Annotated in this window: 9 protein-coding genes; 3 read left to right on the forward strand and 6 right to left on the reverse strand. The window is 74.3% G+C overall.

All coding sequences use genetic code 11. The features are described from left to right. Nucleotides 1-106 precede the first annotated feature (106 nt). Together ACZ6CV_RS02345 and ACZ6CV_RS02350 are read left to right on the forward strand one after the other, a co-directional pair. Entirely contained in the window at nucleotides 107-3,109 is a 3,003-nt protein-coding gene (locus ACZ6CV_RS02345) for a bifunctional [glutamine synthetase] adenylyltransferase/[glutamine synthetase]-adenylyl-L-tyrosine phosphorylase (protein ID WP_469248972.1), read from the forward strand. 370 nt (nucleotides 3,110-3,479) lie between these two features. Next, nucleotides 3,480-4,685: an eCIS core domain-containing protein gene (locus tag ACZ6CV_RS02350; protein ID WP_469248973.1), complete on the forward strand. Its 1,206-nt coding sequence runs from the start codon at nucleotides 3,480-3,482 to the stop codon at nucleotides 4,683-4,685. On the opposite strand, the gene ACZ6CV_RS02355 is transcribed toward ACZ6CV_RS02350, so the two are convergent. From ACZ6CV_RS02355 to ACZ6CV_RS02365, 3 genes are all read right to left on the reverse strand, one after another. Beyond that, a complete protein-coding gene (locus tag ACZ6CV_RS02355) occupies nucleotides 4,682-5,605 on the reverse strand; it encodes a phosphatase PAP2 family protein (RefSeq protein ID WP_469248975.1) in 924 nt (307 codons plus the stop codon). The genes ACZ6CV_RS02350 and ACZ6CV_RS02355 overlap by 4 nt on opposite strands. 106 nt (nucleotides 5,606-5,711) lie before the next feature. Continuing rightward, entirely contained in the window at nucleotides 5,712-6,737 is a 1,026-nt protein-coding gene (locus ACZ6CV_RS02360; RefSeq protein WP_469248977.1) for a LacI family DNA-binding transcriptional regulator, read from the reverse strand. 25 nt (nucleotides 6,738-6,762) lie between these two features. After that, the gene (locus ACZ6CV_RS02365; protein WP_469248979.1) at nucleotides 6,763-8,403 is read right to left on the reverse strand and encodes a glycoside hydrolase family 13 protein; all 1,641 of its coding nucleotides are present in this window, start codon (nucleotides 8,401-8,403) and stop codon (nucleotides 6,763-6,765) included. A gap of 380 nt (nucleotides 8,404-8,783) precedes the next feature. Here ACZ6CV_RS02365 and ACZ6CV_RS02370 point away from each other — a divergent pair, with 380 nt between their 5' ends. Then, entirely contained in the window at nucleotides 8,784-10,421 is a 1,638-nt protein-coding gene (locus tag ACZ6CV_RS02370) for a SpoIIE family protein phosphatase (RefSeq protein ID WP_469248981.1), read from the forward strand. Nucleotides 10,422-10,602: 181 nt separating this feature from the next. Here the strand turns inward: ACZ6CV_RS02370 and ACZ6CV_RS02375 are convergent, their stop codons facing one another. From ACZ6CV_RS02375 to ACZ6CV_RS02385, 3 genes are all read right to left on the reverse strand, one after another. Beyond that, the gene (locus ACZ6CV_RS02375) at nucleotides 10,603-10,758 is read right to left on the reverse strand and encodes a hypothetical protein (RefSeq protein WP_469248983.1); all 156 of its coding nucleotides are present in this window, start codon (nucleotides 10,756-10,758) and stop codon (nucleotides 10,603-10,605) included. Nucleotides 10,759-10,771: 13 nt separating this feature from the next. Then, nucleotides 10,772-11,488 carry a TetR/AcrR family transcriptional regulator gene (locus ACZ6CV_RS02380; RefSeq protein ID WP_469248985.1) on the reverse strand — a complete coding sequence of 239 codons (717 nt, stop codon included), beginning with the start codon at nucleotides 11,486-11,488 and terminating at the stop codon, nucleotides 10,772-10,774. 65 nt (nucleotides 11,489-11,553) lie between these two features. Continuing rightward, complete coding sequence (locus ACZ6CV_RS02385; protein WP_469248987.1) at nucleotides 11,554-12,630, reverse strand: PDR/VanB family oxidoreductase; 1,077 nt, start codon at nucleotides 12,628-12,630, stop codon at nucleotides 11,554-11,556.

The following is a 12,630-nucleotide window of genomic DNA, read 5'->3' on the forward strand; positions in this document are numbered from 1 at the left end:
CGACGCTTCTTCGATGCTCCTGCCCGGGAACGGACTCCGCACGTGCGCCGAGTCCACCGGCCAGGCCGTAGGCTCGGGCCGAGGAGTGATCGAACGGAGGCTCGGCATGACGGTGCCGCAAGGACGACGGAGCAGTACGTTCACCCGGCTGCTGCGGCACGGTTTCACCGACCCGTCCGCCGCGGAGCGGTTCCTCGACGACCCCGCGCTCAGCGCCGTACGCGACGACCCGCTGCTCCTCGACGCCCTCGGCGCCACCGCCGACCCCGATCTGGCGCTGCTCGGGCTGGTCCGGCTCGTGGAGGGGCAGGAGGACGACCTCAGCCGGCGCGAGCTGCTCGACACCCTCGTCACCGCCAAGCCGCTGCGCGACCGCCTCCTCGGCGTGCTCGGCGCCTCCGAGGCGCTCGCCGACCACCTGGCCAGGCACCCCCGCGACTGGCGGGCCCTCGTCACGTACGAGTCGGCCGACCTGCACCCCGGCGTGGCGGAGTTCGAGCGGGGCCTGGCCGACGCCACCGACCCGGTCTCGCTGCGCGTCGCCTACCGCCGCTGCCTGCTCTCCATCGCCGCGCGCGACGTGTGCGGCACGACGGACGTCGCAGAGGCCGCCGCCGAGCTCGCCGACCTCGCCACGGCCACGCTGCGGGCGGCGCTCGCCATGGCCCGCGCGGACGCCCCGGACGACGCCGCGCAGTGCCGGCTCGCCGTCATCGCGATGGGCAAGTGCGGCGGCCACGAGCTCAATTACGTCTCCGACGTCGACGTCATCTTCGTCGCCGAGGCCGCCGACTGCACCGACGCCGCCGACGAGGACAAGGCGCTGCGCGCCGCCACCCGGCTCGCCTCGCACATGATGCGGATCTGCTCCGAGACGAACGTCGAGGGCACCATCTGGCCCGTCGACGCCAACCTCCGCCCCGAGGGCAGGAACGGCCCGCTGGTGCGCACCCTCTCCAGCCACCTCGCGTACTACCAACGCTGGGCGAAGACCTGGGAGTTCCAGGCGCTGCTCAAGGCCCGCCCGGTCGCCGGCGACCTCGCGCTAGGCGAGGAGTACGTCAGCACGCTCGCCCCGCTCGTCTGGCACGCCGCCGAGCGCGAGAACTTCGTGCCCGACGTGCAGAAGATGCGCCGCAGGGTGGTCGAGAACATCCCGGCGGGCGAGGTCGACCGGGAGCTGAAGCTCGGGCCCGGCGGGCTGCGCGACGTCGAATTCGCCGTGCAGATGCTGCAGTTGGTGCACGGGCGCAGCGACCCCTCGATCCGCAGCGGTTCGACGCTGGTGGCGCTGCACGCGCTCGGCACGGGCGGTTACGTGGGGCGCGTGGACGCCGCCCAGCTCGACGACGCGTACCGCTTCCTGCGCTCCCTCGAACACCGCATCCAGCTCTACAAGTTGCGCCGCACCCACCTCGTCCCGGAGGGCGACGCGGACCTGCGGCGCATCGGCCGCTCCCTGGGCATGCGCACCGAGCCGATCACCGAGCTCGGCCGGGCCTGGCGGCGGCACACCTCCGTGGTGCGCCGCCTGCACGAGAAGCTCTTCTACCGGCCGCTGCTCGACGCCGTCGCCCAACTCGCTCCGGGTGAGGCGCGGTTGAGTACGGAGGCGGCCCGCGAGCGGCTCGTCGCGCTCGGCTACGCGGACCCCAGCGCGGCGCTGCGGCACCTGGAGGCGCTCGCCTCCGGCGTCTCCCGCAAGGCGGCCATCCAGCGCACCCTGCTGCCGGTCCTGCTCGGCTGGTTCGCGGACTCCGCCGACCCCGACGCCGGCCTCCTCGGCTTCCGCAAGGTCTCCGACGCGCTGGGCAAGACCCCCTGGTACCTGCGGCTGCTGCGCGACGAGGGCGCCGCCGCCGAGAACCTCGCCCGCGTCCTGTCCGCCGGACGCCTCGCCCCCGACCTGCTGCTGCGCGCCCCCGAGGCGGTCGCCCTGCTCGGTGACGCCCGCGGTCTGGAGCCGCGCGGCCGAGGCGCCCTCGACCAGGAGGTCCTGGCCGCGGTGCGCCGCGCGGACGGCGCCGAGCAGGCCGTGACGGCGGCGCGCGGCGTGCGCCGCCGCGAGCTGTTCCGCACCACCGCGGGCGACATCATCGGTTCGTACGGCACCGAGGAGAGCCCCGCCGAGGCCGACCCCGGCGCGCTCGTCGACCGGGTGGGCGACGCGGTCACGGACCTGACGGCCGCCACCATCGCGGGCACCCTGCGCGCGGTCGTCCGCGAGGGCTGGGGCGACACGTTGCCCACCCGGTTCGCGGTCATCGGCATGGGCCGCTTCGGCGGCCACGAGCTGAGTTACGGCTCGGACGCGGACGTCCTGTTCGTGCACGAGCCGCGCGAGGGCGCCGACGAGCAGGAGGCGGCGAAGGCCGCGGCCAAGGTGGTCGCCGAGATGCGCCGATTGCTCCAACTCCCTTCCGCGGACCCGCCGTTGCTCATCGACGCGGATCTGCGTCCGGAGGGCAGGAGCGGGCCGCTGGTCCGCACGCTGGGCTCCTACGCGGCGTACTACCGCCGCTGGTCGCTCGTCTGGGAGTCCCAGGCGCTGCTGCGGGCCGAACCGGTCGCGGGCGACGAGGAGCTGGGCCGCGCGTTCATCGACCTCGTCGACCCGCTGCGCTACCCGGCGGAGGGACTCGGCGAGGACGCGGTCCGGGAGATCCGCCGCCTCAAGGCGCGCATGGAGGCGGAGCGGATGCCGCGCGGCGCGGACCCGACGCTGCACGCCAAGCTGGGCCGGGGCGGCCTCTCCGACGTCGAATGGACCGTGCAGCTCCTGCAGTTGGAGCACGGCTGGGCCGAACCGGGACTGCGGACCACCCGCACCCGCGAGGCCCTGGCGGCGGCCCGCGCGGCCGAGCTGATCCCCACGGAGGAGGCCGCGATCCTCGACGAGGCGTGGGTCCTCGCCACGCGGGTGCGCAACGCGGTGATGCTGGTGCGCGGCCGCGCGGGCGACACGTTCCCCTCCGACGGCCGCGAACTCGCCGCCGTAGGACGCTACTTGGGGTACGACGCGGGCCACGTGGGCGACATGCTGGACGACTACCGCCGAATCACGCGCCGGGCGCGGGCGGTGGTGGAGGAGCGGTTCTACGGGGCGTAGGGCCTCGACGGTTCTACGGGGGCGTAGGGCGCCCCGTGCCGGGCGGTTCTGCGGGGCGTAGGGCCCCGCACCGGCCGCCCGTACGGTTGACGGCTCTACGGGGCGGAGGGGCCCCGCGCCGACGAGCTCTGCAGGCGTAAGGCGGCGCGCGCTGCCTTTGTCCGGCGGTGACTTCGGCCGCGGCGCTTTCGGCCAGGTGGCGCCTTCGGCTGGGCTCCGCCTTCGTCCCGTGCCGTCTTCGGCCTGCGCCGTCCTCCCCGACCCACCCCCCTGCCCCAACGGGCACCGAACCCTGCCCTCACGCACCTGGTCTTTCCGTCGTCCCGTCGCGTATTCAGGAAGAGTTCGAGTTCGTCTGCCTGGAGGCCACATGCGTGCCCGCGAAACCGCCCGACCCGTCGACGGGGAGCGGATCGACCGTGCGCCCGCCCGGGCCGTCGCCGCGCCGTCGACCGCGGAGGGCATGTCGGCGCGGGAGGTGCTCGCCCTGCAGCGCACCGCGGGCAACGCCGCCGTCGCCGAGGCCGTCCAGCGGGCCGCCGTCCAGCGGTCCGCCGTGCACGACGTGCTGCGCGCCGGCGGGCGCCCGCTCGACGCCTCGACCCGCTCCGACATGGAGGCCCGGCTCGGCGCGGACTTCTCCGACGTCCGCATCCACGACGACAGCGCCGCGAAGGACTCCGCCGCCGCGGTGGGCGCCCGCGCCTACACCTCCGGCAGCCACGTCGTCATCGGCGACGGCGGCTCGGACCGGCACACGCTCGCGCACGAGCTGACCCACGTCATCCAGCAGCGCCAGGGCCCCGTCGCCGGCACCGACCACGGCGACGGCCTCAAGGTGTCGGACCCCTCCGACCGCTTCGAGCGCGAGGCCGAGGCCAACGCCCACCGGGTGCTGTCAGGGCCCACGCCCACCACACATGACCACGTCGCGCACGATCACTCCGCACACGAGGCCGCCGCCGCCCCCGTACAGCGCGTCGCCGACACCCAGGCCGCGCCCCGCGTCGGCTGGAACCAGCTCCTGGACATCATCGTCGGCCAGGACCGGACACTCGCCGGGTTCCAGTTCGGGCCCGAGTGCCGCAACAACGGCGGCAACAACCTCATCTCCCGGCCCGTGACGGTGACCGTGCGCGACGGCGACCGTACGGTGCAACTCGCCGTCCACCTCAACGTGATGCTCACCAGCGGCGGCGAGGTCAGGGACCGCAAGACGGGCGACTCCTCGGCGACGATCAAGGGCTCGCTCTTCCACCTGACGGCACGCCCCGTGGCCGGCCAGAACCTGATCCACCAGGCGGGCGCCTCCGCCCTCACCGCAGCCGAGTCCATCCACGTCGGCCGCAACAACGCCGGCGGCTGGAACAACCGCCCCGAGAACACCCAGCAGCTCGCCCGCGCGGTCGACGTCTCACCGGAGGCGCTGCTCGGCGCCCTGGACGGCAGGTACCCGCTGAGCGACGTGGCGGGCCTGATCGAGCGCTTCAAGAAGGACGTCGGCCGCGCGGTCCTGCACGGCCTGGCTCCCGAGGTCGTCCACGTGAACTGGGACGGCGACGAGTCCTTCGCCTAGTCGCGCCCGGCGCGCTCGACGCGCTCGCGTGGGGGAGTCCCGCTCCCGGGCTCCCCCTCGGCCGGCGCCGCCCCCCGCACCGCCACCTCACGCGCCAGCGCATACGGCAGCGAGCCGTACCAGAGGCGGGCCACCAGGAAGCCGAAGGTCAGGCAGATCATGCCGCCGACCGCGTCCAGCCAGAAGTGGTTGGCGGTCGCCACGATCACGATCAGCGTCGCCGTGGGGTAGAGCAGGCCGAGCACCCGCACCCACGGCACCGACGCCAGGGCGAAGATCGTCAGGCCGCACCACAGGGACCAGCCGATGTGCATCGACGGCATCGCCGCGTACTGGTTCGACATGTTCTTCAGGTCGCCGGAGGCCATCGAGCCCCACGTGTGGTGGACCACCACCGTGTCGATGAAGTCGGAGCCGTTCATCAGGCGCGGCGGCGCCAGCGGGTACAGGTAGTAGCCGACCAGCGCCACCGCCGTCGTGGCGAAGAGGACCAGGCGGGCGGCCGCGTACCGCCCCGGGTGGCTGCGGAAGAGCCACACCAGGACGCCGAGGGTCACCACGAAGTGCAGCGTCGCGTAGTAGTAGTTCATGCCGACGATGAGCCATGTCACCGAGTCCACGGCGTGGTTGACGCTCCGCTCGACCGCTATGCCCAGATCCTGCTCGACCCGCCAGATCCAGTCCGCGTTGCGCAGCGCCTGCGTCTTCTGTTCCGGCACGGCGTTGCGGATCAGCGAGTACGTCCAGTAACTGACCGCGATGAGGAGGATCTCGAACCACAGGCGGGGGCGGCGGGGGGTGCGCAGACCCCGGAGACGACGTGCGAGGCCCCGCCCTTCGCGGCTGTTCCGCTCGGCCGCGCCGGGTGATGCCACGGGCCGTTGCCGGCCCTCAAGTGTCGTCACGGTCGTCTCACCCATAGGGACAGAGTCTGCCAGATCCACACCCTTCGACCGATCATCCCCTGGTCGGGTTCGGGCCGCATTCCCTACGCCGAAGGAAGGAGGCCGTGAGCGGGGTGCACCCCTAGGGGCGCCTGGGTCCCGAGGCCGTCGAACCGCGGACCACCAGCTCGGGCATGAAGACGAATTCGCCGGGCGGCGCGGGGGTGCCGCCGAGCTCCTCCAGGAGGGTGCGGACCGCCGCCTGGCCCATCGCGGGGACCGGCTTGCGCACCGTGGTCAGCGGCGGATCGGTGAAGGCGATCAGCGGGGAGTCGTCGAACCCGACCACGGAGACGTCGTCCGGCACCTCGAGACCGCGCTGTCGCGCCGCCCGGATCGCGCCGAGCGCCATCATGTCGCTGGCGCACACGACGGCCGTGCAGCCGCGCTCCAGGAGCGCCTCGGCCGCCGCCTGGCCACCCTCCAGCGTGTACAGAGAGTGCTGGACCAGATCCGTCTCGATGTCGGCGGGGGCGAGGTCCAGCAGCTCCTGCATCGTGCGGACGAAGCCCTCGATCTTCCGCTGGACGGGCACGAACCGCAGCGGGCCGAGGGCGAGCCCGATGCGTGTATGACCCAGCGAGACGAGGTGGGTCACCGCGAGGCGCATCGCCGCCCGGTCGTCGGGCGAGACGGCCGGCGCCCGCACCGCCGGCGCGAAGCCGTCCACCAGGACGAACGGGACGTCCTGGGCGCGCAGCCGCTCGTAACGCCCCGTGTCCGCGGTGGTGTCCGCGTGCAGGCCCGAGACGAAGATGATCCCGGCGACGCCGCGGTCCACCAGCATCTCGGTGAGCTCGTCCTCGGTGGAGCCGCCCGGCGTCTGGGTGGCGAGCACCGGCGTGTACCCCTGCCGGGTCAGGGCCTGCCCGATCACCTGCGCGAGCGCCGGGAAGATCGGGTTCTCCAGCTCCGGGGTGATCAGCCCGACCAGGCCCGCGCTGCGCTGCCGCAGCCGCACCGGCCGTTCGTAGCCGAGGACGTCGAGGGCGGCGAGGACGGACTGGCGGGTGCCCGCGGCGACGCCCGGCTTGCCGTTGAGCACGCGGCTTACTGTCGCTTCGCTGACCCCCGCCTGGGCTGCGATGTCGGCTAGCCGTGCGGTCACAGGACCGGACTGTACCGGTCGTATCTCAGGCTGCCCACCAGACCGTTGAATCCGCCGGGAGTACGGTCCGCTCCGCGCCCGGCTCGGTCTCCGCGCTCGCCAGCAGCGGCGTGCCGGGCGTGGGCACCGCGAGTGGCGCCGCCGTGAGGTTGACCGTGCAGACGAACGCGCCGCCGGGGGCGGTGCGGCGGAAGGCGAGCACGCCCTCGGGCGAGGGCAGCCACGCGATGTCGCGGCCCGCGCCGAGCGCCGGATGCGCGCGGCGCACGGCGAGCGCCCGCCGGTAGAACTCAAGGGTGGAGGCGGGGTCTCCGGTCTGCGCCGCCACCGTGAGGTGCTCCCAGGAGTCCGGCTGCGGCAGCCAGCTCGGACCGCCCGCCACGGGCCCGAAGCCGAAGGGCCGGCGCCGCCCGGACCACGGCATCGGCACCCGGCAGCCGTCCCGCGTGCCGTCCTGCCCGGTGCTGCGGAAGAACGCCGGGTCCTGGCGCACCTCGTCCGGCAACTCCGTGACCTCGGGCAGACCGAGCTCCTCGCCCTGGTAGAGGTAGGCCGAGCCGGGCAGCGCCAGCATCAGCAGGGTGGCCGCCCGCGCCCGGCGCAGGCCGCGGGCCGCGTCGCCGTCGGCCAGGCGCGTGCGGTGGCGTACGACGTCGTGGTTGGAGAGCACCCAGGTGGCGGGCGCGTCCACGGCGTTCATCGCGGTCAGCGAGCGGTCGATGACGGCGCGCAGCGCGGCGGCGTCCCAACCGGTCGTCAGGTACTCGAAGTTGAAGGCCTGGTGCAGCTCGTCGGGGCGCAGGTAGCGGGCGCTGCGCTCGACCGTCGGGGTCCACGCCTCGGCGACGGCGATGCGCTCGGCGCCGTACTCCTCCAGGATCCGCCGCCAGTCGCGGTAGATGGCGTGCACGCCGTCCTGGTCGAAGTACGGCACGGCCTGCTTGCCGAGCAGCTTGACCTGTTCGGCGTGGCCGATGTCGGGCAGCCCGGACGCCTTGACCAGGCCGTGGGCGACGTCGATGCGGAAGCCGTCCACGCCGAGGTCGAGCCAGAACCGCAGCACGGAGCGGAACTCCTCGTGGACCGCCGGGTGGTCCCAGTTGAAGTCGGGCTGCTCCGGCGCGAAGAGATGGAGGTACCACTCGCCGTCGGGCACCCGGCTCCAGGCGGGGCCGCCGAACACCGACTCCCAGTCGTTCGGCGGGAGTTCGCCCGCCGCGCCCTTGCCGGGCCGGAAGTGGAAGCGGTCCCGCGCCGCCGACCCCGGGCCCTCGCGCAGCGCCTGCCGGAACCACGCGTGCCGGTCGGAGCAGTGGTTGGGCACGATGTCGAAGATGACGCGCAGGCCGAGGGCGTGGGCCTCGCGGATGAGGGTGTCGGCGTCGGAGAGGGTGCCGAACATCGGGTCGACGGCCCGGTAGTCGGCGACGTCGTACCCCGCGTCGGCCTGCGGCGAGGCGTAGAAGGGGGAGAGCCAGACGGCGTCGACGCCGAGGTCGCGCAGGTGCGGGAGGCGGGCCGTGATGCCGGGCAGGTCGCCCATGCCGTCGCCGTCGCCGTCGGCGAAGCTGCGCGGGTAGACCTGGTAGATGACCGCGTCGCGCCACCACTGGCGGGCGGACGCGGAGTCGGTGGCGGCGGGCGCGGCGGTGACGTTCTGGGTCATGAAGTCCCTCAGAGGTGCGGCAGTCGCGTGCGGGAGCGGGTACGGGGGCGCGGGCGGGCGGGCCGGTGGCGGGCCGGACACTCCGGTGAACGCCGTGCGGAACGCGAAGGTCACGAGGGCGTCCGCCCCACCGACGCGCGGCGTCCCCGTATCCCTGCGACCGCCGGTCCGGACGCGAGCCCCGGAGCGTACCGCACCCACCCCGGCACCGGACGGTCGAAGATCCTATCGTCAAGTCCGCGCCAGTCGTACGCAGTTCCGGGATCTTCACCGGTCCCGGTCGCAGCGGCGCCGTCATCTCCCGGAGCGCCCGCCGGGACGCTAATTTAAGGAGGCAGACCCGAGGGAGGTCTGCACCACCAGCCCCAAAGGGGCCCCGCGTGAGCGTCAACGGCAAGGCAGGCACCACGATTCTGGTGGTCGACGACGTCGCCGCCAGCCGATACGCACTGGGCGCGGTCCTGCGCAGGGACGGCCACCGGGTGGTCCTCGCCGCCAGCGCGGGCGAGGCCCTCGTCGAGCTCGACGCGCGCCGCCGCGCAGGACACCTCCCCGACGTGGCGCTCGTCGACGTCGGCCTGCCCGACATGAGCGGCTTCGACCTGTGCCGCAGGCTCAAGGAGTCGCCGCCCTTCGCCGCCCTGCCCGTCGTGCACTTCTCCGCCGCCCGCACCGCCCCCGCCGACCGGTGCCGCGGGCTCGACGCGGGCGGCGAGGCCTATCTGACGGTGCCCGCCGAGCCGGAGGAGATCCAGGCCGTGGTGCGCGCCGCGGCCCGCGGGGCCCGCCACCGCTGCGACGCCGAGGCACAGGCCGGCCATCTGACCCGGCTCGCCGAGACGATCCTCGCCGTGCAGTCGGCCCGCTGCCCGCGCGAGCTCGCCGAGGCCGCCGCGACCGGCGCCGCCCGGCTCACCCGCGGCCCCGCCGCCGCGTTCGTCGTCGGCGACGACGGCGAACTCCACCGGGGCCTGTCCCGGCGCAGGGCCGCCGCCTCGCTGCCCGACGACGGGGCGCACGCGACCGTCGCCCGGCTCATCCAGCGCGACATGACGGGCCGCGTCGGGGTCCGCGACACCGTCGTGCCCGCCGCCCTGTGGCCGTCCGGCTTCTTCCACGCCGAACCGTCCGGCGACGGCGAACTCCCCGAGGGCGCCCGGCTCACCCTGGCCCGCTCCCGCGAGGGCTGCGCACCGGTGTGCCTCGCCACCCCCGCGTACGCCCAGGGACTGCTCCCCGACACCGGCCGCCTGGTGGGGCGGCTCGCGCACGCCACCGCGGTCGCCGCCGAGCGACTCCTCATGTACGAGATGGAGCGCCACATCGCGCTGACCCTGCAGCGCAGCTTCCTGCCCGCGCACGTGCCGCAGACACCCGGCACCGAAGTCGTCGTCCGCTACGAACCCGCCTCCCGCGACACGGAGATCGGCGGCGACTTCTACGCCTCGCTCGGTACCGCGCAGGGCCTCCTCACCGGCATCGGCGACGTCGTCGGCCACTCCCTGGAGGCCGCCACGGTCATGGTGGAGATCCGGCACGCGCTGCGCGCCTACTGCGTCGAGGACGCCGACCCCGCGGCGCTCGCCCGCCGCCTCGACCGGATGCTGCAGCGCTACCACCCGGAGGTGACGGCCACCCTCTGCCTGGCCCTCGTCGACCCCGCGACCGGCCGCACCCGTGTCGCCAACGCCGGGCACATCCCGCCCCTCGTCGTCCGCGACGACGGCACGGCCGACTACCTCGCCGCGAAGGGCCCGCTGCTCGGCCTCGGCCTCGACAGACCGGCGCCGACCGAGACCGTGCTGCGCCCCACCGACCGGTTCCTCATGGTCACCGACGGGCTCATCGAGACGCGCGGCACGGACCTCGCCGTCTCCATGGAACACCTGCGCACCGTCGCGGCGGACGCGCCGCTCGGCGTCACGGCCCTGTGCGACACGCTGCTCGCCTGCCTGGGCCACGACCGCGAGGACGACATCGCACTGCTGGCCCTACGGGTCTGCCCGGACGAGCCCTAGCCGAGCGGCTTCTCCAGCAGCAGCACACCGTACGACGTACCGTCCGCGGCGCGCTTGTCCGCCAGTTCCCCGACGACCGTGTAGCCGGCCGCCTCGTAGTACGTGCGTGGCTGGTGCCCGCGGGGGCGCCGCGGTGGGGCATCAACCGGTGCACGTACCCGGCCACCGGAGGCCGCGCCCCCTACGCCTGTTCGCCGGACCACCACGGCTCGTACACCCCGAGAGCGGCCCCCTCGTGGGCGATCCGCACCTTCGCCGCCGGTGACTCGATCAGCCGGCCAAAGTGCCGTCCGTCTTTGGCGCCCGGCCGCCATTGGGTGATGCCGTGCTCCAGCATGGGTGCGCGGTGGTCACGGGGCGAGGGCCACCAGCCGTTCGATCAGTTCGGCGAACGGGCCGTCCGCCGGTTCCGCGGCGAGGATCGTGCGCAGCAGCTCCGCCATCTGCGGGTCGTACGCCGCGCTCACCGCGGTCAGCGCCGCGAAGTCGTGCACCAGCTGCAACTCCAGCTCCGCGCGCGGGATGCGCCGCCCGTCGAGCCAGATCAGCGCCGTCGACTCGGCCAGCGAGATCCACGACCGCACGACCAGTTCGAGCCGGGCGGGCGGGTCGGTGACGCCCAGGTGCGCGAGGATCTGGTCGTACGCCGCCTGGCGCACCGAGTCGATCAGCGCGTTCGTCGTCGAGACGGCCTCCTGCGCGTACGCGCCGCCCGCGGAGACCGCGGGGCCGCCCCGCATCAGCGCCGAGAACCCGGGCCCGTGCTCGTCGACGAAGGCGAGGAAGCGCCCCATCACCCGCAGCAGCCGTGCCCCGAGCGGACCCTCGTGCGGCTCCACGAACCGGCCCGCCAGATCCTCCGCCGCCCGGCGCAACGCCGCCTCGTACAGGCTGAGTTTGCCGGGGAAGTAGTGGTAGACCAGCGGGCGCGAGATGCCCGCGGCCGCTGCTATCTCGTCGATGGAGACGTCGTCGGGCGAGCGGTGGCTGAACAGTTCGAGCGCGACCCCGATCAACTGCTCCCGCCGCTCCTCGACACCCATCCTGCGGCGCACCCCGGTTGTCATACGAACACCTTACCGAGCGGAACCGGCCCGGCTGAGGGCCGGTGCGCCCGCCGCGGCCACCCGTCTCACATGTCGAGCACGAGCCGCTCGCCGCGCGCCCGCGAGACGCAGATCAGCATGGATCCGGCCCGCTCGCCGTCCGTGAGGAGCTCGTCGCGGTGGTCGATCTCGCCCTCCACCACGCGCTGTTGGCACGTGCCGCAGAAGCCCTGCTCGCAGCTGTACGCGGTGTCGGGCAGCGCGGCACGCACCGCGGCGAGCACCGTGGTGTCCGCGGCGACCGCCACGGTGCGCCCGCTGCGCCGCAGTTCGACCTCGAAGGCGGTGTTGCCCTCGGCGTCGGCGCGCGGCGAGAACCGCTCCAGGTGCAGCGTGCACCCCTCGGGCAGCGCGGCGTCCACGGCGTCCATCAGGGGCTCGGGGCCGCACACGTGGACGGCGGCCCCGCGCGCGGCCCCGGCGAGGAAGGCGGCCACGTCCGGCAGCCCGTCCTCGTCCTCGGCGACCACGGTGACCCGCCCGCGCCCGGCGCCGCCGAGCTTCTCCACCTCTTCGAGGAACGGCATCGAGCCGCGCGAGCGGCCCCCGTACAGCAGCCGCCACGGCGCCCCGGCCGCCTCGACGGCGCGCAGCATCGGCAGGATCGGGGTGATCCCGATGCCGCCCGCCACGAAGACGTACGACGCCGCGTCGGCGAGCGGGAAGCGGTTGCGCGGCCCGCGCACCTCGACCTCGACGCCCTCGCGCAGCCGCTCGTGCACCTCCAGCGAGCCGCCCCGGCCGCCCTGCTCTGCGGCGATCAGCCGGGTCGCCACGGTGTACGAGGAGGAGTCCTCGGGGTCGCCGCAGAGCGAGTACTGCCGCACGAGCCCCGACGGCAGCACCAGATCGAGGTGGGCGCCCGGCTCCCAGGGCGGCAACTGCGCGCCCTCCAGGCGCAGTTGGACGACGCCCTCGGCGATCCGCTCGTGCCGGGCGACGGTCAGCCGCAGCGCACGGGAGCGCGGCCGGCCGGACACGGGCTCCTCCAGGGCGGGCAGCGGCCAGAGCGGGGAGGCCCCGATGCGGCGGCGCATCGCGCGCCGGGTGAGCAGGGCGGCGCCGGCGCCGGTGACGAGGGCGAGGGTGCGGATGCGGGGCAT

The organism is Streptomyces sp. NPDC041713, from assembly GCF_055591085.1.